This window comes from Sporomusa intestinalis (assembly GCF_055383785.1).
In genome coordinates this window covers 4905696-4928732 of the sequence record NZ_AP042390.1, presented here as the reverse complement: position 1 = coordinate 4928732, position 23037 = coordinate 4905696, and the positions used below count along the sequence as shown (strand labels likewise).

24 protein-coding genes are annotated in these 23037 nt (G+C 54.8%); 9 read left to right on the top strand and 15 right to left on the bottom strand.

What is annotated here, in order from left to right:
• Positions 1-26: 26 nt before the first annotated feature.
• The 13 genes from ahbB to ACZ481_RS22880 all read right to left on the bottom strand — a co-directional run bounded on the left by ahbB (position 27) and on the right by ACZ481_RS22880 (position 11038).
• Complete coding sequence (gene ahbB / locus ACZ481_RS22940) at positions 27-491, bottom strand: siroheme decarboxylase subunit beta (protein WP_464767656.1); 465 nt, start codon at positions 489-491, stop codon at positions 27-29.
• Positions 488-976: a siroheme decarboxylase subunit alpha gene (ahbA, locus tag ACZ481_RS22935; RefSeq protein ID WP_464767655.1), complete on the bottom strand. Its 489-nt coding sequence runs from the start codon at positions 974-976 to the stop codon at positions 488-490. The genes ahbB and ahbA overlap by 4 nt, the downstream gene beginning before the upstream one ends.
• Positions 966-1949, bottom strand: coding sequence for a putative heme d1 biosynthesis radical SAM protein NirJ2 (nirJ2, locus tag ACZ481_RS22930; RefSeq protein WP_464767654.1), 984 nt, complete (start codon positions 1947-1949; stop codon positions 966-968). Before nirJ2 ends, ahbA begins: the two co-directional genes overlap by 11 nt.
• 4 nt (positions 1950-1953) lie before the next feature.
• On the bottom strand, positions 1954-3126 hold the full coding sequence (locus ACZ481_RS22925; protein WP_464767653.1) for a radical SAM protein: 1173 nt from the start codon (positions 3124-3126) through the stop codon (positions 1954-1956).
• Positions 3127-3154: 28 nt separating this feature from the next.
• Positions 3155-5317: a cytochrome c biogenesis protein CcsA gene (gene ccsA / locus ACZ481_RS22920; protein ID WP_464767652.1), complete on the bottom strand. Its 2163-nt coding sequence runs from the start codon at positions 5315-5317 to the stop codon at positions 3155-3157.
• Entirely contained in the window at positions 5317-5688 is a 372-nt protein-coding gene (locus tag ACZ481_RS22915; RefSeq protein WP_464767651.1) for a cytochrome c maturation protein CcmE domain-containing protein, read from the bottom strand. Before ACZ481_RS22915 ends, ccsA begins: the two co-directional genes overlap by 1 nt.
• Entirely contained in the window at positions 5685-6347 is a 663-nt protein-coding gene (locus ACZ481_RS22910; RefSeq protein ID WP_464770684.1) for a cytochrome c biogenesis protein, read from the bottom strand. Before ACZ481_RS22910 ends, ACZ481_RS22915 begins: the two co-directional genes overlap by 4 nt.
• 33 nt (positions 6348-6380) lie before the next feature.
• The gene (locus tag ACZ481_RS22905; RefSeq protein WP_464767650.1) at positions 6381-7058 is read right to left on the bottom strand and encodes a heme exporter protein CcmB; all 678 of its coding nucleotides are present in this window, start codon (positions 7056-7058) and stop codon (positions 6381-6383) included.
• Positions 7030-7629 carry an ABC transporter ATP-binding protein gene (locus tag ACZ481_RS22900; protein WP_464767649.1) on the bottom strand — a complete coding sequence of 200 codons (600 nt, stop codon included), beginning with the start codon at positions 7627-7629 and terminating at the stop codon, positions 7030-7032. The genes ACZ481_RS22905 and ACZ481_RS22900 overlap by 29 nt, the downstream gene beginning before the upstream one ends.
• A gap of 103 nt (positions 7630-7732) precedes the next feature.
• On the bottom strand, positions 7733-7978 hold the full coding sequence (locus ACZ481_RS22895; protein ID WP_464767648.1) for a hypothetical protein: 246 nt from the start codon (positions 7976-7978) through the stop codon (positions 7733-7735).
• Positions 7978-8523, bottom strand: a complete 546-nt coding sequence (locus ACZ481_RS22890) for a 4Fe-4S dicluster domain-containing protein (protein WP_464767647.1) — start codon at positions 8521-8523, stop codon at positions 7978-7980. Before ACZ481_RS22890 ends, ACZ481_RS22895 begins: the two co-directional genes overlap by 1 nt.
• Before the next feature lie 158 nt (positions 8524-8681).
• Positions 8682-9374, bottom strand: a complete 693-nt coding sequence (locus ACZ481_RS22885; RefSeq protein WP_464767646.1) for a response regulator transcription factor — start codon at positions 9372-9374, stop codon at positions 8682-8684.
• 5 nt (positions 9375-9379) lie between these two features.
• Positions 9380-11038, bottom strand: coding sequence for an ATP-binding protein (locus ACZ481_RS22880; protein ID WP_464767645.1), 1659 nt, complete (start codon positions 11036-11038; stop codon positions 9380-9382).
• Positions 11039-11738: 700 nt separating this feature from the next.
• Here ACZ481_RS22880 and ACZ481_RS22875 point away from each other — a divergent pair.
• From ACZ481_RS22875 to ACZ481_RS22835, 9 genes are all read left to right on the top strand, one after another.
• Entirely contained in the window at positions 11739-11957 is a 219-nt protein-coding gene (locus tag ACZ481_RS22875) for a hypothetical protein (RefSeq protein WP_464767644.1), read from the top strand.
• Positions 11954-12652 carry an energy transducer TonB gene (locus ACZ481_RS22870; protein ID WP_464770683.1) on the top strand — a complete coding sequence of 233 codons (699 nt, stop codon included), beginning with the start codon at positions 11954-11956 and terminating at the stop codon, positions 12650-12652. Before ACZ481_RS22875 ends, ACZ481_RS22870 begins: the two co-directional genes overlap by 4 nt.
• Before the next feature lie 135 nt (positions 12653-12787).
• Entirely contained in the window at positions 12788-13819 is a 1032-nt protein-coding gene (locus ACZ481_RS22865) for a FecCD family ABC transporter permease (protein WP_464767643.1), read from the top strand.
• 21 nt (positions 13820-13840) lie between these two features.
• Positions 13841-14689: an ABC transporter ATP-binding protein gene (locus ACZ481_RS22860; protein ID WP_464767642.1), complete on the top strand. Its 849-nt coding sequence runs from the start codon at positions 13841-13843 to the stop codon at positions 14687-14689.
• Positions 14686-16692 carry a TonB-dependent receptor gene (locus ACZ481_RS22855; protein ID WP_464767641.1) on the top strand — a complete coding sequence of 669 codons (2007 nt, stop codon included), beginning with the start codon at positions 14686-14688 and terminating at the stop codon, positions 16690-16692. The genes ACZ481_RS22860 and ACZ481_RS22855 overlap by 4 nt, the downstream gene beginning before the upstream one ends.
• 35 nt (positions 16693-16727) lie before the next feature.
• The gene (locus tag ACZ481_RS22850) at positions 16728-17807 is read left to right on the top strand and encodes an ABC transporter substrate-binding protein (RefSeq protein WP_464767640.1); all 1080 of its coding nucleotides are present in this window, start codon (positions 16728-16730) and stop codon (positions 17805-17807) included.
• A 49-nt stretch (positions 17808-17856) separates the two neighbouring features.
• Positions 17857-18693: a class I SAM-dependent methyltransferase gene (locus ACZ481_RS22845; RefSeq protein ID WP_464767639.1), complete on the top strand. Its 837-nt coding sequence runs from the start codon at positions 17857-17859 to the stop codon at positions 18691-18693.
• A gap of 452 nt (positions 18694-19145) precedes the next feature.
• Positions 19146-19409 (top strand): AbrB/MazE/SpoVT family DNA-binding domain-containing protein, encoded by a 264-nt coding sequence (locus ACZ481_RS22840; protein WP_464767638.1) that lies wholly within the window; start codon positions 19146-19148, stop codon positions 19407-19409.
• Positions 19393-19833, top strand: a complete 441-nt coding sequence (locus tag ACZ481_RS22835) for a putative toxin-antitoxin system toxin component, PIN family (RefSeq protein WP_464767637.1) — start codon at positions 19393-19395, stop codon at positions 19831-19833. The genes ACZ481_RS22840 and ACZ481_RS22835 overlap by 17 nt, the downstream gene beginning before the upstream one ends.
• Positions 19834-20902: 1069 nt before the next feature.
• Here ACZ481_RS22835 and ACZ481_RS22830 read toward each other — a convergent pair.
• Both ACZ481_RS22830 and ACZ481_RS22825 read right to left on the bottom strand, forming a co-directional pair.
• Entirely contained in the window at positions 20903-22027 is a 1125-nt protein-coding gene (locus tag ACZ481_RS22830; protein ID WP_464767636.1) for an amidohydrolase, read from the bottom strand.
• 30 nt (positions 22028-22057) lie between these two features.
• Complete coding sequence (locus tag ACZ481_RS22825) at positions 22058-23008, bottom strand: S66 peptidase family protein (RefSeq protein WP_464767635.1); 951 nt, start codon at positions 23006-23008, stop codon at positions 22058-22060.
• Positions 23009-23037 lie beyond the last annotated feature (29 nt).

Sequence of the window (23037 nt, the reverse complement as noted above, 5' to 3'; positions counted from 1 at the left end):
TAACGCGGGCGAGGCAGTAACGCCCTCTATTCAAAGTAACGCATGCTTGTTTTTTTTAGCTCGCGGGTACTGTATAAGACCCGGAACAGGCCGACGCCGCTCATACGCTGCATGGCGGCAATATGTTCCTGACATTCTTTTTCCGTGCCGGCATGCACCATTGTGTACAGGTTATAGGGCCAGCCGGCCTGTGTCTGCCGCTCATAGCAGTGGGTAACGACAGGCAATGCGGCAAACAGTTCGCCCACTGTCGTTAGTTTGTCTGCAGGCACCTGCCAGACGCACAGGGCGTTGGCCTTGATGCCTACGCGCCGGTGGCGCAGCACGGCGCCTACCTTGCGGATAACGCCGCGCTCCAGCAGCGACCTGATCTCGCTTAACAACCGGCCTTCCGACATCGACAAGCGTTTGGCCACAGCGGCATAAGGCCGGGCAACGACAGGCAGGTCTTGTTGGAGCGCGCTGATGATCTTCTGTTCTGTTTCTGTCATGTTCCACACTCCCTAACCAGCGGAAATTGGACATTGACTTTAAACACGCGCTTGGCGGTAAGCGGCATAATGGCCGCCACTCCCGGCGTGGCTGTAACCGTTGCCAGGATATGGCCGAGCGCGTTCTGGTCGGGCGCAATTACGGTAAACCACATGTTGAACTCATCGTCACGCAGATAGTTGTGCGTCACCCCGGCAAAACTGTTGACAACTTTGGCGACAGGCAGCACCAGCGCTTTATCAACCTTAAGCGCCACCAGCACGCTCACATAGCCGACCCGCCTGCTGTCGATGCTGGCGCCCAGCCGGCGGATAACGCCTGTGGCATACAGCCGCCTGACCCGTTCGAGGACAGCCTCTTCGCTGGTGTTCAGCTTTACGGCTATATCGCGGTAGGGCCGTTCGGACACGGTAAAATCATACTGCAAGGCGTTGAGCACTTTTACATCAAATTCATCAGGCTCAAACAAGACCTCAGCGCCCATAGCTGCACCACGGCTCCTCTGCCAGATAATCGCCGTCAGAATAGTAGTACGCCCTGGCCCGGCAGCCCCCGCAGACATCGTCAAAGCCGCACCGGCTGCAGCCGCCTTTGAGCGGGGTTTGCCGAAACTCGGCAAACAGCGGGCTGTTTCGCCATATGGCGTCGAAGCTGTCCTGACGCACATTGCCTGCCGGCAGGGGCAGGTAAGGACAGGCGTGGACGTCGCCGTTCGGTACAATAACACAATAGGCCGTCCCGGCCAAACAGCCTTTGCTAAACCGCACGGGGATGTTTTTTTGTTTGGCAATGCGCATAAACTGCGGCGCACAGGTAGGCTTGATCTCGAGCGGCACCTCAGTCTGCTTTTGCAAAATGCGCGTTAAGAGCGCCTCATATGCCGCCGTTTTTAATGTCTCTTCGGCAATATCTTTGCCGCGGCCGACCGGGACGAGAAAAAACACATGGTGGGCGGCAGCTCCGGCTTCGACGGCAAAATCGGTAAGCGCGGTGATTTCTCCGGCATTCCAGTTCATCACCGTCGTGTGAATTTGAAACGGCAGACCGGCCTCACGACAAGCCGCCATGCCGCCGACCGCCTGCTCCCAGGCCCGGGCTGCACCCCGAAACCTGTTATGCTTGGCTTTATCCCGGCTGTCAAGGCTGATGCCGGCACAGGCCAGACCGGCTTGTTTGAGCTTAGCGGCAACGTCCGGCGTAATCAGCATGCCGTTGGTGCCGAGGACAGGGCGCAGGCCGGCGCCCCTGGCGTGGCCGATAAGGTCGTAGATATCAGGGCGGAGCAGCGGTTCGCCGCCGCTCAAAATGACGATTTTAAAACCGGCCTGCGCCATTTGAGTGAGCAGCTTTTGGCCCTCGGTCGTAGACAATTCGTCCTGCAGCCCGGCGCCGGCGTCGCGATAGCAATGCCGGCAGCGAATATTGCAGGCTTTTGTGGTATTCCACGAAATAATCACGGGCTCACTCCTTCCAGTCGGTCAAATAGCAGGCCGGGTCTTCGCCCCACAAATTGCCTGACACGGCCTCGGCCCTAATGCGACAGCCGCCGCACAGCTCTTTATAGCGGCACTGGCCGCAGCGCCCTTCCAGGTAGGCGGCTTTGCTGCGCATTTTCAGCATAAATTCATCCTGCGTTTCCTGCCAAATGGCGCTGAACGGCGTTTGCCGCACATTGCCCAGCGTCTTGTGGCCCCAAAACTGACAGGCGTGAACATTGCCCTGCGGATCGACATTAGCCATCTTCTGACCGGCCGAACAGCCGCCATGCATAGCGAGCAGCTGCCTGGCCTCCCCGACCCGCTCGGGCTGCGTACGCTCAAAATGCTGGAGAATATAGACGCCGTCGGCGTGGTTGTCTGTTGTCAGCACCTCGACCTCAATGCCACGGCGGTGGAAGTCTTGCGTTCTTTTTATCAACAGCTCCATTGTTGCGCGCTTTTGTTCCGGTGTAGTGTCAAGCTCAGCCATTTCCCGGCCGCGGCCGGCATACACCAAATGGTACATGCAAAAGCGGGGTATGCCCTCCTGTTCCACAATATCCAGGATAGCAGGCAGCGTATGATAATTAAGCCTGTTGATGGTAAAGCGGACGCCTGTTTTATTGCCGGCAGCCAGCGAATTGCGAATGCCTTGTATCGTCTCGGCAAAGCAGCCTGAACGGCCGCGAAACTTGTCATGGACTTGCTCATTGCCGTCAAGGCTGACGCCGACATACTGGAAGCCGGCAGCCTTGATCAGAGCGGCTGCCAACGGCGTAATCAGCGTGCCGTTGGTGGAAATGACAGGCCTGATGCCGTTTTCCCCGGCGTAAGTGCCCAGTTCAAACAAGTCGGGCCGCAGGAGCGGCTCGCCGCCGGAAAACAGCAAAACAGGCACCCGGCAGGCGGCCAGATCGTCAATAAAGGCTTTCGCTTCCTGGGTTGTGAATTCGCCGGCATACACCGCGTCTTTGGCATCAATATAGCAATGCCGGCAGGATAAATTGCAGCGGTTCGTCGTATTCCAGACGACAATTGGCGTGGCATCGGCAGAAAACTGCAGCATATGCGGCGGCAGCCCGCGGGAGCTTCGGCCATACTTGACGATATCGGATACCGTTGCCGTCCCGCAGAGCAGCTTTGTACAACCAATCATAGAAAAAACCTCCTTTATTGGGGCGTAGTTACTGTTTCTTTCTGATGCGCATTACGCCGGCTCCCAGCGTGCCTGCCGTTGCGCAAATAGTCCCCAGCCATACAAGGCTGATGAGCGGCTTGCGGCTAACCTCAACGTCAACACGCTCCTCCGGGGGCTGAGTTAGATCTTTTACACCGAGGCCGACCATATTTTGACTTGGACTTACAGCAACAAGGTTAAGCTGATAATGGTCAAAGACTGTTAAGGGGACCGACACAATCTGGCCGCCCTGGGAAACGAGTTCAGGCCTGGCTTCCAGCGTTTTACCGTCTTTTGTTACCTCCAGGAGCGCGTAAACGCGGATATCGCCGCTGCCCGGGTTGCCGCCCATGCCGTAGCGTATGAGCTTGATTGCCAGCCCGGCCTCCTCGGCAGTTTGCTCTTTACCGAGCCCGATTTCCTTTAGCTGGCTCTCTTCATGCCGGGCGACAGGCGCCAGGTACATATCGGCTGCCAGCCCGCGGTAAATTCCCGGTTCATGGGCGGCATGGCGTCCTTCTTTGTTCAGCTTTGTCAGGGCCGCTACAACAGTGTCGGCCGTTCCTGCCAGCTTAAAGCTCTGGTAAAACCCTTTGCCGTTATCCAGCATGGTATCGCCGAGATAAGTAAGCGTACCGCCGAGTACCTGCTGGCTTTCGCCTTTTTCCAGGCTAAGGAACATCGACTGGCTGGCCAGGGAGGAAAACAAAATGCCGATGAGCGCGGACGCCACACCGATATGAGCAAAGGCGCCTGAACGGTTTATTTTTTTTGTAGCTACAGCGATCGCGCCGGCGGCCAGCGCCGCCGCTGCCAGGCCGACCGTCACAACTGCCGCCAGGGGGCGGACGCCGCCCCAAAACGCGGCGATCGCAGCGATATGGCCGAGGAGTACCAGCCACCAATAGCGTGTAAGCAGGGGCGCCGTATTATCACCCCAGCCGACGAGCTGGCCAGTGACAAGCAGCATAGCCAGCAGCGCGGCCAGCGGCAGGGTAGTCATGTTATAAAAGGCTAGGCTGACATTTTGCGGCTGACCGATAAGCATGGTGACAAGCGGTGTAGACATGCCGACAAGCACGATAACGCCAATAACGGCAAAAGCAACGGCCGCTGCCGCGAGGTGGAACTCCCGGCTTTTGATGGCGGGATATACAGCACCGTCCGGCAGCGTAGGCCAGCGGACAACAAGCAGTCCGAGGCTCAGGACGGCTGTAATCAGCACAAAGCACGCGAGCAGCCCGCCGACACCTTCATCGGCAAACGAATGGGTGGAAAAATCGCTCAGCAGGCCGCTGCGGGTAAGAAACGTGCCGTACATAACAAGGACGAAAGTGCATAGCGCAGCAAAATAAGCCGGTCTCGCAGCCGCTGCACGGACGCGGACAATAAGCTGGAGGTGAATGAGAGCGCCGCAGGCCAGCCAGGGCACCAGCGACGAATTTTCAACAGGGTCCCAGGCCCAGTACCCTCCCCAGCCAAGGACTTTATAAGCCCAGAAACCGCCAATGAAGATACCCGCGCCCAACAGCGCCCAGGCAAACAGCGCCCACGGCAGCGAGCGCCCGGCCCACTCCTGATGGCGCCCGCTTACCATGCCGTCGATAGCGTACGCAAAAGGAACAGCCAGGCCGGCATAGCCTAAAAACACCAGCGGCGGGTGGATGACCATCCAGGGATCCTCCAGGAGCGGGTTGAGGCCAAAGCCGTCGGGCTGCTGCCCGACAATCATCATAAACGGGCTCTTGGCCAGCAGCGTGACAAGCAGCATACACTGCACGCCACAGTACACAGCCCAAGCGCCGGGAAAATTTTTGCGGGGGAAAGCAATCAGGCCGAACCCGGCATGAAACAAAGCCCATAAGAGAAAAGAGCCTTCCTGTCCTGCCCAAAAGGCGGAAAACTTATAGGCAAGGCCGAGGTCGCGCGCCGAGTGGCCAAATACATAGGCAAACTGGAACTGGTCTGTCAAGATAATATAAAACAGATAGAGCGACGCGCACATCACGCCGCCGGCCGACAACCGGTACAAGCAGAGCCCTGTTCGCTCGCCCCTGTCTACTCTTTTGTCAGCGCGGCGGGAAAAAGAGGCTACAAACGCATTGAGATAACAAAATACGGCGGCCCCGGCCGCAACTAAGGCAATGAATACCGCAGCATAACCAATCATTATTGCTTCACGCTCCCCTGGTATTTGGACGGACATTTGACAAGCAGCTTTTCGGCCATAAATCTGTCGCCCCGGAAGGTACCGACAGCGACAATGCTTGTCGCGTGGTCCAGCCGGTCAGGCCTGACGCCGCTGTACACGATGAGAGCCTCATTGCCGGCTTCGTCTTTAAGGGTAAAGGCTACTGTCCTGCCGTTGTCAAACACAGCTATCTTATCGGACGCCAGCACGCCGCGCACCTGGACAGCGCCTGGGGCGGTTCTGGCCTGAGCCAGACCAACATAAGGCGTAAGCGCACTGCTGAAAGTCGTCAGACTATAGATAAGAAAAATCACAATAATCGCCCCGCCGGCGATATGCCGTTTTTTCATTGGTGCTGCTCCTCCTTTACACTAGCGGCAGCCATTTGGTCCTGCAGGCGTTTGGACCTTACCTGCCGGACAAACAGCTGCCAAAATATGGCGGTTGCAGCCACAAGCGCCGCTCCCAGTACGTAAAGCATGACCGGGTCCATGTCGATCCTGCCGTTGCTATTGATAACAGGCGAGGGGTGCAGCGAAAAATAAAGCCGGGGAATGACGAAAACTAAAAAGGGCACAGTCATAAAGGAAAAAATCGAATAGACGGCGGCAGTCCGGGCTTTTTGCTCCTCGTCGGCTAGCGCGGCTCTGAGCGCCAGATATGCGCCGTAAATAAGGAGAAGCACAAAAATGCTTGTCTGGCGCGGGTCCCAGTTCCAGTAAGCCCCCCAGGTCAGTTTGGCAAAAATAGCGCCGCTCACGGTAGCCAGCAGGCAAAAGCTAAAGCCAAGGCCTGCCGCGCTCGAACTGCGCCTGTCATACTCTGCGCGCCGGGTCCGCAAATACTGAAAGGCCCAGACCGCCGACAGCAGAAACGCCAGTACCGAAACCCAGGCCACCGGGATGTGAAAAAAGGCAATCCTGACTAAATCGCCCAGGCCTTCGGCCGGCGGCACAATAGCGAATACGGCGTAAATAACGCCGGCTGTTAAGAGGCCGGTAGCAAACATGCTTAAGTCTGTTCTCACAAACAACCCTCCCTTTCAATCAGACCAAAGATAATCAAATAATAGCGAGGCTGCGGCCAATACCGCCGCGTCGAACCCGGCCATAAACAAAAATATATCGCTGCCAGGCCTGGTATTGTCGAAAACCTGGGCAGTCGCCGCAATCGCCGTTAAAAACTGCGGCAATAAGAGCGGAAACGTGATAACTGCAAAGAGGGCGCCCTGGCCGCCGGCTCTTGCCACCATGAGGGCGGTCAGCGTCGCGATGGCGGCAATGCCGATATCGCCAAGGACGACTACGGCGATAAAAGCCGGCCACTGGGGGATAGAAAAGTCTAAGAGCAGCAGCGACAGCGGGACGACAAATACTGTCGCCGCCAGCAACAGCAGGCTATTAAACAGCGTCTTGCCGAAGAAAACAGCCTGCCCGTCGGCATAGAGACGGAGCATAAACAGCGTCCCGGCCTCCTGCTCCAGGACAAAGACCCGGGCTAAACCGGCCATGGCGCAAAAGAACAGGCTGACCCACAGCAAAGCGGCAGCCAGGGCGGGACGCAGTGCGGCTCCGGCCAGGCTCATACTGATGCTGGCTACAGTAACCAGGGCGAACATGGCCAGCGCGCCGACAGCGTAGCGGCTCCTCAGCTCACACCGCGCATCTTTGCGCATAACGGCCCACAGCCGGCTAACCCAACGCAATTTTCTGTCCGGCATAGGCAGCTCCCTCCGCTTCATTTGTTGCGATCACAACAACTGTGTTCTTTGCCAGGGCATCCATTACCAGGCTTTTTACCAGCATTTTGCCGGCGCCGTCCAGGTTGGACGAAGGCTCGTCAAGCAGCCATACAGGCCGTTCGAGGGCGGCGAGCACGGCGAATTTCAGCCGCTGGCGCATGCCTGTTGAATAGGCGCCGACAAAATGGTGACAGCGGCCAGGCAGGCCGACTGTGGCCAAACAGTCTACCAGGCGCGCCGGGAGCAGACGGATTCCGGCGGACTGCAGGATAAAGTCAACATTTTCAAAGCCTGTCATATTGTTGTAAAATACAATTTCCGGTGATACCAGGCCAAAACAGCCGGCCTGTTCACTGGCGCTCAGCTCCCGGCCCCCGGCCCGTACTTTGACATGACCGGCCGTCGGCCTTATCAGGCCGGCCATAACCTTTAACAGCGTCGATTTGCCTGAACCGTTGCTGCCTGTCACCGCCAGGCATACGCCCGGCTCAATGCTCTTAGTTATCTGACTGAACAAAAAGTTGTTGCCATATTTTTTTGTTATACCCATAAGGTCTATACTGACACGTTGCTGCATAGCCGGCTCCTTTTTGCGCACATGGCCTTCCGGCCTATTTTTAGCTGCCGCCCATTGTGCTGCCCGGAAAATTCCTTTATACTAATAAAATATTAAAATCAGGGAGGCCTATTGGGCCTGGCAATTGCAAGCATGATTGTACAATTTCCGGGCAGGCCGCCACGCAGTCGCCGCAGTTAGTGCAGGTCAGGCGGTCGACAGGCGATTTGCCGGCGGCGTCCACCCGCATGTGCATACTTGCCGGCAGCGCCGGCCCCCGCTGCAACGCCAATAAGGAGAACGCCAAAACTTGAACCGTTCTCCGGACAATTACAATATTCATCAGCCTTGCCCGGCCCGGACTGTAATGGCGGCCGGCCCGGCGATGCAAACATGCTCGCACACGCCGCAGCCTGTGCAGACCGCCTGCTCAACAACAGGCCGCTTATGATCTTCCAGCTTAATGGCCTGATTATAAAACCGACAGCTGGTATAGCAAACCTTGCATTCATCACCAAGCCAGGAAGAGCAAGCGTTTTTGTCGATTTCGGCAAGTCCCAGCCGGACCTTGTGCTTTTCCACAGGCCTGAGCGCCCCGCTGGGACAGGCGGTAATACATGTAAGGCATAGATCGCCAGCGGCCTGCCGGGGAGTTATGTACGGCGTACCGATCGCCAGTCTGCCTTGGCCTGTTGCTGTCCGGATAGCCCGGGGACGGCAAACTGCCGCGCACTTGCCGCACCGCAGGCACATGGCCAAAAATTCCGGCTCCGCCAGCGCTCCCGGCGGCCGTAGCCAGGCCTGCGCCCGCTTTTTATCGGTAAAACCACCAAGCAGCAATGATAAGATACCGCCGACAAACAAGGCTGTTTTTCCGCTCCTTTCCATGCCGGACCTCCTTGCGGTCTATCTTTTCTCCATCATAACCAAAGATAATAACAGAATTATTAAGCAATTCTTACGAAAGTATTACAATATAGGCCCGGCAAACTAAAACACGCACGGACTCGGCTGATAGCCTGCCATGCGTGCTAAACTCCATTGGCTTATTCACAAGCAAATTTGTAGCCCACCCCCCAGACTGTTTTTATATAAAAAGGGGTCGACGGGTCTGGCTCAATTTTTTCACGCAGCCGTCTGACGTGGACAGTAACGGTGTTTTCGTCACCCTCATAATCACTATGCCAGATTTTATTTAACAGCTGCATCCGCGTAAAGACCTGCTGGCGGTTGCTGACAAGCAGCCACAATAGGTCAAACTCTTTGCTCGTCAGGTTGATCGCTTTGCTATGTATCGTCACCGTCCGTGCTCCCGCGTCGATGCGCAGGGCCCGGTACTCCAGGACCTGGCTTACCGGGTGTTTTGCCCAGCCTTGCACCCTGCGGATAACGGCCTGGACTCTGAGGACAAGTTCAACCGGGCTAAACGGTTTGGCCAAATAGTCATCGACCCCCAGCCGCAGTCCCACAATGCGGTCAAGCTCATCGCCTTTAGCCGACAGAATAATGATCGGAACGGCATATTCGGCCGTCAACGCCCTGCAAACATCAAGTCCGTTAAGTTTAGGCAGCATTAAGTCCAGGATAACCAGGTCAGGCTGCTCCTTTTTCACCGTTGACAGCGCCTCTTCGCCGTCGGCAGCCGTTACCACCTGAAAGCCTTCCTTCTCCAGGCAATGCTTAACAATTTTAAGTATTTTGGCGTCGTCATCAACAACCAGTATTTTTTCGCCGGACATTGTCCTTAACACCCCTTTGCTTTAACAGGCAAAACAAAGCTAAATGAACTCCCGCGGCCGACCTGGCTTTCCACCCAGATCCGCCCGCCATGCATTTCGATAAGCTTGCGCGCCAGCGACAATCCTAAGCCGCTGCCGGCATATTCCCGCGAACCGGCGCTGTCGGCCTGACGAAACTTATCAAAAATATGCTGCTGGTCGCCCTGGCTTATGCCAATGCCGTTATCCTCCACGGTAACCATAATTTCGTCGGCGCCGTTCCGCGTTGCGCGAACAGCAACCGTGCCGCCCTCCGGCGTAAACTTAACGGCATTGCCGAGCAAATTGCGAAAAATATGCGTAACCTTATCCCTGTCGGCGATAATGACCGGGACATCGGCGGCTATGTCGACAGTAAGCGCCAGCCGCTTTTTGCTCACTAGCGGAAACATGCTGCAGGCCAGGTGGTCGAGCACGTCTTTAAGCCTGACCGGGCTGCCGCTAAGCTTGCTCAGGCCGGCTTCAATTTTGGACATATCGAGAATATCATTAATCTGCCCCAGCAGCAAATACCCGCTTTCATGAATGTCCTGCAAGTATTCACGGTGCAGGCTGCTCAGCGTCTCCCCCTCGACCAGCAGAATTTCGGTAAAAGCGATAATGGCCGTAAGCGGCGTCCTCAGCTCATGGCTCATGACGGCCAGAAATTCTGATTTTAGCCTGTCGGCGCCAGCCAGCTTTTCATTCATGGCCTGCAGCTCACGCCCCTGGGCCCTCAGCCGCTCATTGGCCGCAGACAACAGCGCCGTCCGCTCGGCTACTTTTTCCTCAAGCCCGGAGTAAAGCTCGTTTAGTTTGCTGGCCATCAGATTGAACTCCTCGGCCAGCGCTCGCATTTCGTCATAGGTCTGGACTTCGGTGAGCTGGGCCGACAAATTTCCCTTGCCAATCTCCGCCGCCTTGCTTGTTAGCTGCTGGATGGGAGTAATGACGATATGCTCCATCATGAGGTATGTCAAGCCAATGTTTGTCAGGACCATAAACAGAATAAAGGTAACCTGGGTGGCAATATTGGTGCGCTGCGCCGCCTCAAACAAAGACAGCGGCAATACGATACTGATGCTGCCGGCAAAATTCCCGGCGGCGAATCCCTCTTTGCGATGCCCCGCCATATCGAGCTCGCCGGCCGGTCGTCCGTGGCACGGCAGGCAGGATTCATCGTAGTAGAGCGGCACCATATACCGGAAAACGCGCTGCTCGCCTGTCTCATCATAGCCCCACAGTTCCTCGATGTTTTTGTCGGCGGCGAACTGTTTCATCGCTTCCAGTTCATACTGGTCGGGCGCATTGTATTGATCGCGCACAACCGGACGGGTTTGCTTAAATTTATAGCCCGAGTAGCCGTTGAAAATTTCGCCGACGCCTTTGCCTACGGCAGCGGGGTTTAAATGCTTAAACTCAAAGCTGCCATCACAACTGTAGTTAATGGTATCCTGTTTTAAGGCAATAAAAGACCGAATTGCGATAAGCTGCTGGGTGATAACAGCCGCCTTTTCCTTCATTTCCAGTTCTGCCTGCGCATTATACTGCCTGATATTCCAGACAAGGTTAAGCAGCATCAGGACGACCGTAAGAGTAGTGATACCCACCATGAACTTTCCTGTAAGACTATTTTTAAAACGCATATACTTCCGGCCCCGCTTTTCCCCGGAAAAATTCCCCGACATAACGCGGGCAGACTACCGGGCGCTGTCTTGGCGCACTACGCTTCTGCCGCCTTGCTATAAACAAATTGTGTCAGCCCGCTTAACCATGCCGATAAACCTAAATTTTCTTACAATATAATTAAGCAATATTATATCACATAGCCTGGCAAAACTGTTCAGTAAAAAACACTTTTTGCCTCTAAGCGCGTCGGCAACTCCGGGGAATCGCGCTGGACAGGCTCGATCTTTTCCGCCGCTGCGGTTGTCCTGCCGCCATTGATAAGTCCTTACGGCCTGCTGCGCAATAGCAGTGGGAAGTAAGCCGCTTGCAGTGATTCTGGTGCCGGCGCTCACAGGCAGCAATTGTTACCCCGTGTATTTTTATGCCAAAAAAGGAACGTCCCCACTGTCCCCACTGTCACGCCCACTGTCACGACAAAGCACTTTTGTATCAGTGTCTATTAGCAGGGGCTATTTTGTTGTTACCAATAAAAAAGATGTAACAAAAACAAATAAAAACAAATAAAACAGAGTTAATTTGCTGAAGTATGTTGACTTATATTAGTTTGTGTAATATCGTAATAAGTGTAATATGGTAAATTTTTCTTTTCTTTTATAATTTGCCCGTAAAGGCGCGACTTTGCTCAGGTATGCTGATCGTGGACGGAGGTGGGGGAGAATGCTGTATAAGCGGGAGGTGCGGCCAGCCGGTGCCGGTGGTCATATGGCGCTGCCGGCCGCCGTGGTCCTGCTGCCGGTCTGGCTTGTGATGAACAGGAACCGATGGGTTGGCCTAAGGCGTAACCTGGCAGCGGCGACTGCCGCGGTGATGAGGGTTAAGGCGGCTGACATGGCCCTGCCAGTAATTGCAATGGAAAATAACAAGTGGCTGCAATGATGCAAAAACGCTGGGGAATCGCATTTTGCCTGTCCGCAACTGTCCATCTGATGCTTGTTGCCGGCATTAGTTTTTTTTATTTCCGCGCGCAGCAACCGCAGGCTGGGTCGGAACCGTTGCTGCCGATAGAAGTGGAACTGGGCGAGTATAACCTGGGCGACGATCCGGCTGATGCCCCGCTGCCGGCGGCAGAGCCCGGTTTACCGCCAAGCCGGGACGCACCAGCCGCCGACAGCCGGCATTTGCCGGCGGCAGAGCCGGTTTTTGCCGGTATGGCTCCCGCTTCCGTTGCCAACGCTGTAAATGAAACAACGCCGGGGCAGGAAAATACAGGCCAGGCCGGCCAGGCTGCCGCTGAACCGGCCGGCCCGGCTGGCGGCGGCAAGGGCAACGGCGCCCAGGGGAGTTCAGCAGCTGGCGGAGCCAGCCGGCTTCCCTATGTGCTTGACAGTCCGCCCCCGGTCTATCCGGAAGAAGCCAGGGTGCGCGGCTGGGCGGGAACGGTACGGGTACGGGTGTTAATCCTGGAACAGGGGACTGTCGGCGATACGGCAATTGTGCAGAGTTCGGGGTACAGCAGCGTGGACCGGTCGGCGGTCCGCGGCCTGCGCCGCTGGCGTTTCAGCCCGGCTTATCAAGGCGGGAGGCCGGTGCCCGCGTGGGTTGTTGTACCTGTTGTGTTTCAGCTCGAATAATGCAGTGAGATCAGCAGGCCGCTTTAACAGGGCGGCCGGCAGGGGCGCGGCCGGGAACAGCCCGGCTGAGGCGGGATAGCTTGCCGCAGCCGCGGTGAGGGCAGCCATACGGCGGAGGAATTGGAAGGAGATAACATGACAAAAGGTACTGAGCAGTCCGCGGCGTCGATAAAACTTTCCCTGTTAATCGTGGTGTTAATCGCTGTATTTTTCTTGTCTTTCCTAATCGGCCGCTACCCGATTGCCCCGGATATTGCCTTAGGCATTCTGCTGTCAAAAATTGTACACCTGACACCTTTCTGGACAGAGGATATGGAGATTGTCATGCTGAAGATCAGGCTGCCGCGCATTATGGCCGCTATTCTGGTGGGAGCAGCCTTAGCCGCGTCCGGGGCCGCTTATCAGGGGCTGTTCCGCAATCCCCTGGTTTCCCCCGGCATATTAGGGGTGACGGCCGGTGCCAGCTTTGGCGCCGCCCTGGCAATCCTGCTGTCCTTGAATGCCGTTGGCGTTCAAGTGGCTGCTTTTGCCTTTGGTTTAGCGGCCGTGACGGCGACTTACCTGATTACCCTCTGGCTGGGGCAAAAAGGCGAGACGATTCTGCTTATGATTCTGGCCGGTATTATTATCGGCACGTTGTTTACCGCGTTTGTTTCCTTGATCAAGTATGTGGCCGATCCCAATGACGCCCTGCCGGCGATTACCTATTGGCTGATGGGCAGCCTGGCTGCCGTTAATAACCGGGATGTGTATCTGGCCGCGGTTCCGATTGGGACCGGCCTGTTTGTACTGACACTGCTGCGCTGGAATTTAAATGTGATGTCCTTTGGCGAGGAAGAGGCCAGGGCCTTAGGGGTAAATACCGTCCGGCTGCGGATTATTGTTGTGGTCTGCGCAACCATGGTGACGGCGTCGGCAGTGGCCATTAGCGGTGTCATTGGTCTGGTAGGCCTGGTGGTGCCCCATTTGTCCCGGCTGCTGGTGGGACCTAATTATAAAAGCTTACTCCCGGCCGCCATCGTTATGGGGAGTATATTTATGCTACTGGTAGATAATTTAGCGCGGACACTGTTTGCGGTGGAGGTCCCGTTAGGTATTTTGACATCCCTAATCGGAGCGCCGTTTTTTCTCTATCTCCTCTTACATACACGCAAAGGCTGGGCTTAACAGCCGGCAAGGAGTGGCAGCATGATTCTTACGGTTGACAATATTGCCTGTGGCTATGGAGCCAAAACGGTCCTTAGCGGGATATCCTTTGAAATTCATTCCGGCGATTTCCTGTGTCTGCTGGGGCCTAACGGCGTGGGAAAAACCACGTTGTTTAAAACCATTTTGCGGTTGTTGAAAATGCAGTCCGGAAAGATACTGCTGGATGGCGAAAATATTGCCAACTGGTCCCAGCCGCAGCTGGCGGCAAAAATCGGTTATGTTCCCCAGGCCCACACACCTCCCTTTCCGTTTACCGTGCTTGATGTGGTCGCGATGGGCCGGAGCGCCCGCCTGGGACTGTTTGGAGCGCCGTCGGCTGCCGATATGGAAATAGCCGGACAGGCCCTGGAGACCTTAGCCATTGGCTATTTACGCCACAGCATCTATACCCGCATCAGCGGCGGCGAACGGCAATTGGTATTGATTGCCAGGGCTTTGGCGCAGCAGCCGGAATTTCTGATTATGGATGAGCCTACTGCCAGTCTGGATTTTGGCAACCAGATACGGGTCCTGGAGTATATCCGCGACTTGGTCGCCCAAGCCGGCATCGGCGTGCTGATGACCACCCATTACCCCAACCATGCGCTCCGGTATGGGTCGAAAGTGGCGGCCATCGGCAAGGACGGCAGCTTTACCACCGGCACTCCCCGGCAGGTCATTACCGAGCAATATTTGCAAGACACGTATGGGGTGAATGTGCAAATCGTTCAATTGCAGTTACGTGATGGACAGGCTGCGTCTGCCTGCGTCCCGTTGGCTGACCAGACAGCTCCCGCAGGGAACAGGCAGGCTAAAGACAGAGTATGTAACAGGAGGGAAGCGTTGTGAAAAACAGTAAGCTGGGAAAAACAGTGGCCGCCGTAGTGTTGTCTACTCTGGTCGGGGCGGCGGTACCCGCCTGGGCGGAGGAAGCAGGTGCCGCTAACGACCCGGAAATGGCGACGGTTGTGGTAAAGGCCCAAAAGGCAGAAGCAAAAACGCCGGTATACAGCCGTTTGGCCATTCCGGCCAGCAGTCAGGCGGCGACAGAAGTCATTACCCGGGAAGATATTGAGGCCATGCATCCCAAGGATGTGCTGGAAATATTGGAACGGAGCAGCGGGATTATTGGCACGCGTTGGGGCAATAAAGGCTATTACAAAGTACAGGCGCGCGGCGGCGATAATATCGGGATCATCATTGACGGGGTCTATTTCCCCGATACCCAGGCCTCGCGTATTTTGGCCAATCTGCCGGTAGACCTGATCGAATCCATCACCCTTGTCCGGGACGCCTCCATCCTGACCCTGGGTCCTATTGCCAATTTTGCTACCAATACTGCCAAGGGCGGCTCGCCTAGTCAGGGGTTCATTATCATCCAAACCCTGCAGGTAACCGGACCTGTTGACAAAGCCAAGCTGAGTTACGGTACTTTTGCTACGGAAAAATTCAGCCTCGTCCATGGCGATACAACCGGTGACGCCGCTTATTATGCGCTGGGATACGCCAAGGACCGGAGTGACGGCCGGTCCGGCTGGTTTAACGGCAGAAATTTTGATACATATTTTTTGAAAGCCGGGGATAAAGGCGAAGACTGGTTTGCCGATATGACCCTGATTGTCAACAATGGCTGGAGTGGCCAGCAGGTATGGTTTAACGCCGACGGCAGCTATCTGAACCGCTATACCAGCCTGGGCAAATGGGACCCCATTAATACGACGCTGTTTACAACAAATGCGGCGAAACTATGGGATGAAAACCGCACGACAACCTTCAGCTTTGGCTATAGCTCGGTGCGGTCCAGCCGAATTGCGCTGGTATCATCACCGTCAATAAAGCCGAGCTGGGAAGAAAACGAATACCTGCGCGAAGTAAACCTGGCCCATACCCTGAACTTTGGCCGGGATACGCTGAAATTCGGCGTTCAGGCCATGTGGTGGCATTCGCCAACCGGGGTTTCAGGGCAGGCCGGCTATGAACGCCAGGAGGAGCTGTACGGCTACTACCTGTACGGGGAGCGCCAGGTCAATGATAAACTGACGCTGGATACCGGGGCGCGGCTGGACAGAAAGCATATCACCAAAGGCGTCGCCAAATATTTTACGGGTGGCGGCGGCAGCAATATACAATATGACACGACGTACGGGGAACTGTGGGATAAGGATGCCGTCAGCTTTTCCCTGGGCGCCGCTTATCAGCTGGATCCGGTCTATAAACTGTCTTCGCGTTTTTCCTACTCGCGTCAGCCCGCGGGCCGGTATCTGATTACGGAAAACAACGAGCTGCTTGCTGCGGAAGTGCGTTATAAATATGAAACAGGCGTTACGGCCAGCTATAACAAGGCTCTTAACACCTCACTGACAGCATTTTTATATGATATCAATGATGCCCGGGTTTCTACGGGAAAAACGTATTACGATGCAGAGAATGGCATGAATGTAACTACCTATACCGGCAGGGATCTGACGCGCAAAGGCTTGGAACTGGCGGTGCATGGCCGTTTGTCCGGCACTCTCGGCTATAAAGCCGGCTATGCTTATTTTACCTCCAGCGATGCCCTGGACGACAGCTATATCCCCCACAGCAGCTACCAGGTGGCGCTGAACTATAGACAGGCCGATATTGCCGCCAATATCAACCTGCTGCACCTCAGCCGGTTTGCCAGTTCGATGGGGGACGCTACTAAATTAGGCGGCTATACCACCATTGATGCCAACATCAGCAAAGACCTCGATGAACGCACCAAACTTACCCTCTATGGGCGCAATATCACCGACCGGCGTTATGGCCGGGGCATGAACTATTATGATGCCGGCGCCGAATACGGGCTGGAGGTCAGCAAGAAATTTTAATACGGCGGCAGCGCGGCAAAAGCAGGGGGGAAGAAATGAAAACAGGAAAGCTTATCATGTTGGGTGGCCTTGTTAGCTTACTTATTCTGCTGGCCGGCTGTCAGGACGCTTTTAAGGCGCAACCGGCAGCAAAGCCCAACCAGATCACGATTACCGATGCCAGTGGCGCCACAGTGGCAATCCCGGCCCAGATTAACCGGATCGCCGATGCCTGGCCCGCTCATAATGAGGTGGTGTGCATGCTGGGGGCGGGGGATAAAATCGTTGCGACGACGCCGGCGGCGGCGCAACGGCCCTGGATGAAGGTCATTAATCCGCAGATGAACCAGGCGGTCACGGCTTTTGACACTACCGGCGTAAACCTGGAAACCCTTATGGCCGCTAAACCGGATATTGTGTTTTTGCCGCTGAATAATAAAAGCGCTCAAAAAATAGCTGATATAAAGCTGCCTGTGGTGCAATTGATGTTTAACGATTTTGACAGCCTGAAAGAGTGCGTCCGGTTAACCGGTGTCATCCTTGGCGGGGAAGCACAGCCGCAAGCCGAAAAATATATTGCTTACCTGGATTACCAGCTTAACCGGATCACGGCGATAACCGCAGGGATTGCCCGGGAACAAAAGCCGAAGGTGATCCATATTACAAGGCTTGCGCCTTTAATGATAGACGGCAGGGATACTATTATTAACGCCTGGATAACGGCCGCCGGGGGCATTAATGCCGCAGAGGCCGGCGGTGAAGTAACGCTGGAGCAAGTGATAACCTGGAATCCGGACGTTATTATCTTTGGCAATACGGCCCTGGCCTTGAACGGGGTGGAAGACAGCGGGAAAGCGCTGAACGAAATCCTGCAGGATGAAAAGTGGCGGCGCTTGCAGGCGGTACAAACAGGACAGGTGTATATTAATCCGGAGGGGGCTTTTTTCTGGGACCGGTACGGTGCGGAGGCCGCGTTGCAGATTCAGTGGGCGGCCAAGATTTTACACCCTGGTAAGTTTCAGGATATTGACATCGTTCAGGAAACCCGCAATTTTTACCGGACCTTTTTACATTATGATCTTTCAGTAGAGGAGGCAAACCGAATCATCAGCGGCAAACCTCCGGTTCGGCAATGATAAAGGTAAAGGGAAAAATATACCGGCTGATGGTAAAAGAGGTGTAATAATGAAAGGCTTAATTAACTGGCAAGCTTTGCAAAAGTACCGGAAATTGCCGTTTGCCAATCTGGACGAGGCTGCCCAGGCCAAGCAATGGGGCAGTTTTGCCGGCATGTATGACGGAATGGCAAAGCTGGAAAGGGAATTCACCCAAAAACAGGTGGACCAGATGCCGTTGTCGGCCGCGGATTCGGTAATCGACATCGGCTGCGGACCGGGACGGCTGTCTGTTCCGGTAGCCAAAAAAGTAAAGAGCGTCACTGCCCTGGATGTTTCCGAGGCGATGCTGACCAAATGCATGGAGAATGCCAGGCGTGAAGGAGTCCGCAATATTACGCCAATGCGGGCGAACTGGCTGGCAAAGGACGCGGTTGAAACCGTTGGCAACTATGATATTGCCATTGCCTCGCGCTCCGTGGGCTTTGGCGATTTAGCGAAAATCAATCAGATTGCCAGAAAATATGTCATTATTCTGGGCTGGGCCAATGCCCCCAGTCTGCGGGAGATCCAGTTAGACTTTCTTGCCGGCATTGCGGCGGAAAAAATGCCCCACGATCCCGATGCCCGCATGTTCGGCTATAACATGATGTTTAACATGGTATACGATATGGGGGCCAATCCGAATATTGTGGTTGTGGAAGACGGTTTTGAGCGTGATTATACTTCCCGCGAGCAAGCCTACGCAGATCTACGCTTTGTCGGCGAAATCGGCCCGGAATTTGAAGAGCAGTACCGCCGCAATGTGGACCGTTATTTAACGCCCAAGCCGGAGGGCGGCTTTAAGCTGCTGAGGCAGACCAAAACCTTCGTTCTGTGGTGGCGGCCGGATGAAGTGAGCGCATAAACACCTGTTAGTGCCCTGGCTGCGGCTATAGCGATTCATGTGATCCCGGGGAAAGGGTAAGATTAGAGCAACAGAAAATTTTTCCTGTTGCTCTAATCTTTTGTTTTTTTGAGTGTGGGGTCAGGCCTTACACTTTACACAAATTGTTGCTAATCTTTCTGCCAGGTGTTGCAGTTTATCTCTGTCGACGCTTTGTTGTCCCTCTAATAATTCGCTCATGCTTAGGGGCATATAGATGCTCAAAAGTCTCGGTCTGCTGTTTTACTTCTATATATTCCATATACTTCTCGTTCGCCTTCGTTTTTGTTATTAGCAAACATGGATAATATAAATTCCCTATCCGACGATACTGCTGTTTCCAGCCAGATATATTTGTTTAAATTTGCTTTGCCTTGTGATATACTAAAGTAAAGAAAGTAAAGATGTAAAGAATTTGAAAGGTGGGATGCGGCGTGGAGGTGTCTCGGGTTAGCTCGAAGGGACAGGTAACGATTCCAAAACCAATTCGTGAATTATTAAAGTTAAACGAGGGTGATAGGATTGCCTTTATTGAGGACGATGGAAAGGTGGTCATTACAAAGGCCAGCTTAATTGCTTTGCGCGAACTGCAAGATACGCTAAGTAAAGAGGCACAGGCAAAGGAAATTACCGAAGCGGAATTGCTGGCGGATTTAGAACAAGTCCGCGAGGAAATGTGGAATGAACGAAAAAAGTAAGGCAATGCGTGTCTTTATCGATTCCAATATCCTGATATCCGCTATTTTATCCAATTCCTCCTTGTCAAGTAATGTGCTAACCTTACTGATTGAAGAACACCATCTGGTAATTTGCAGCTATTCAATCGCTGAGGTTTCCAAAATTATGAATCGCAAATTTCCCCAATATATTGCCAAATGGGATAAGTTTATTACAACATTAGAATTTGAAATGGTCTATACACCGGAGGAACCTTTGGCGTTTCGGGCACCATATATCCGTGATGAAAAGGATATCCCTATCTTGGTGTCTGCAATTTTGGCACAACCGGATATTTTAATAACCGGCGACTATGATTTCCATACCGCCGAAATTCAGGAATATTTTGCGGTTTATACGCCTGCTGATTTTTGGCGGACGTTTGGTTATCACATATTGGATTAGTTTTAGAAAAGTTAACGATTTTACTTTCCAAAGTCAGACCAAAACCTTTGTTCTCTGGTGGCGGCCGGACGAAGTGAGCGCATGACCTCCCTGCGGGCACCCTGGCTGCGGCTATAGAGATTCATGTGGTCCTTGGGAAAGGGTAAGGTTAGAGCAACAGAAAATTTATTCTGTTGCTCTAACCTTTTGTTTTTTTGTAGATCAGAAAGTATAAGTTTTGAGAGGCTGAAAGTATAAAACAAGGGGAGCCAAGGTCAATGCCCGGTGCTCTCGGCACCCCGGGTAACCCCCGGCCATTAGCGGAAAAAGTGTTCCGCAGGGGAGTGTGGGGTCAGGCCTTACACTTCACACAAATTGTTACTAATCTTTCTGCCAGGTGTTGCAGTTCATCTCTGTCGACGGCTTTGCTGTCCCTCTAATAATTCACTCATGCTTAGATTCCGACAGTTTTACTTCTATATATTCTATATACTTCTCGTTCGCCTTCATTTTGTTTTAGCAAGCATGGATAATATAAATTCCGTATCCGCGATACTGCTGTTTCCAGCCAGATATGCAAGTTGGCTGGTCGACAGGGTGTCTCATTCTGTCATATTTACGGTTATAATTTGGTGTAGCTTTGCTGAATTCCCTGCCTGATTTTAGAAAGTGGTTCAGCTGCAACTCCCCCGGCAGGTGGACATAGTTATTCCATGATGGCGTCTTGCCATCCGGATCACATCCGGCCTTCTCTTTTTGCGGCCATGCTATCATATTTTATCATTAGTGTAAACAGTAAGGCCTGACCCCCAGAAAGATGCGGTTATAATATTGGGTGTAGCTTTGCTGAATTCCCTGCCTGATTTTAGAAGTGGTTCAGTTGCAACTCCTAGCAGGTGGACATAGTTATTCCATGATGGCGTTTTGCCATCCGGACCACATCCGGCCTTCTCTTTTTCCGGCCATACTTCATATTTTATCATTAGTGTAAATAGTAAGGCCTGACCCCCAGAAAGGTGAGAGCAACAGAATTTTTTCTGTTGCTCTCACCTTTGTTTTTGGCGTCAATCAAGCTGAATTGGGAATTTATTTATTCAGGCAGCAGGTCAATCGCGGTCATGGCCATAGCCTTGGCGCCCACCAGCAGACGCTCCTGGGCGTAATCAGAGCCGGCGGCGGCGGCGAATTCCGGCGTATGGGCAACAAGGCCGCTGCCGATGGCGATGTCCGGATGCAGGGTCGGCACCCTGTGGCTGACATTGCCCACATCGGTTGAACCGCCGGCGTCGTCCGGCGGCAGCACGGTCACGGCTTCGCCCAGCTGGGCCATATTGTTTTGGAACAGGGGCATGAGGTGGGACGCGTTAATCAATTCTTTAAATAAGGGTTCATAATGGACGGCCGTTACGGTCGCGCCTGTGGCCAGAGCCACCCCGTCCGCCAGTCGGCGTACCGCCGGCAGCACGGTTTCTTCCAGGTAGCCGGAGGACAGTGCCCGGACGGTAAGTTTGGCCTCGGCCTCGGCCGGAATGACATTGGGGGCGGTGCCGCCGTTGGTAATAATGCCGCCGAGAATCGTTGGCCGGGTGAAGGTCTGCTGCAGGGGTTTCAGGCCCTGGTAGAACATAACCAGCGCATCCAGGGCGTTTACCCCTTTATCGGTTTTACTGGCCACATGGGCCGGGCGGCCATGAAAGGTTACCTGCAGCGGATGGGTGGCGTAGGACGTGCCGCCGATAGCGTTGCTGCTGGACGGATGGATAATCAGGGCGGCCGTCAGGTTGTCGAAAACACCGTCTGCGGCCATGGCCACTTTAGCGCCGCTGGTTTCCTCGGCCGGACAACCGACCAGATAAGCTACCGCCCGGTCGGCAGCCACGGCGGCAAAAGCCGCCGCCGCCCCCCAGCTCATGGCGGCAATCAGATTGTGGCCGCAGGCATGGCCCAGGCCGGGCAAGGCGTCGTATTCAGCCAAAAAGGCAATCTTTGGCCCCCGGCAGCCTTTGCTGGCAATAAAGGCGGTTTCATAGCCGCTGATATTTTTCTCCAGGGCAAAGCCCTGGCGTGCAGCCGCTTCGGTCAGGAGCCGGGCAGCCTGGTATTCCTGCCGGCCCAGTTCCGGGTTGGTATGGAGAAAGCGGCTGATGTGCTTTAGTTCAGGCGCCAGCTGATCTATAAACTCAATTGCACGCTTCTTCAGTAGGTGTTTATCCATTTTTCCCTCCTGTTTCCCAGCCTGCCGGTGTTATTCGGCGGTTGCCGCCTCAGTGATTACAAGCCCGCCGTCTTCCGTACGCAAGGTGGCGTTAACCCCCAGGGGCAGGGTTGCCTTGTCGGCAGTATGGCCAAAATGCAGGTTAATCAGTACCGGTTTGCCTAAGTTGCCCAGGCGTTCAGCCAACACCTCGGCGACGGTAAAGCTGGGTGGTTTGGCTTCTGCTTCACAATCGGCACAGACATCGAACACAATGCCGGCGGCAGCCTGGAGTTTACCGGCCAGCGACAGCTGGGTCAGCAGGCGGTCGATACGGTAGGGCGCTTCGCCCACGTCCTCCAGACAGAGGATCTTACCGGTTGTATCAAGCTCATAGGGGGTGCCCAGGGTGGCGGCGAGCAGGCTGAGATTACCCCCGGCCAGGGGGCCGGCGGCTGTGCCGGGTACGATAAATTCAGGCGCCGGGGCCAGGGGCGGATTGACAAGCAGGCCCAGCGGCGCCGGCGCTGTCACGGCCTGCAGAAAGTATTCCCAGGTATACGGAGACACCTCTTTGCCCAGATCTGACGCCACCATCGGGCCGTGGAAGGTGACCAGGCCGGCGCGCTGGCCGATGCTGGTATGGAGGGCGGTAATGTCGCTGTAGCCAACAAACACTTTGGGGTTTTGCCGGATGAGATCGTAGTCTAAGAGCTCCAATAACCGCATCGTGCCATAACCGCCCCGCAGGCAGATGATGCCGTCCACCGCCGGGTCGGCAAACATCGCATTAAGGTCGGCGGCGCGCAGCGCGTCCGGGCCGGCCAGGTAGCCCAGTTCCTGACTGACGGTAGCGCCCTGCTTGATCCGGAACCCGGCCTGCTCCAGCCAGGCCAGGCCGGCCGCCGCTTGTTCCGGGCTGCCCGGGCCGGCCGGGGCAATGACGCCGAGCGTGGCGCCGGGCCGGAGCCGGCGGGGTTTGCGCCGGGGCTTGGTAGCCATAGTATCAACTCCTTGCAAAGTCTCGCCGC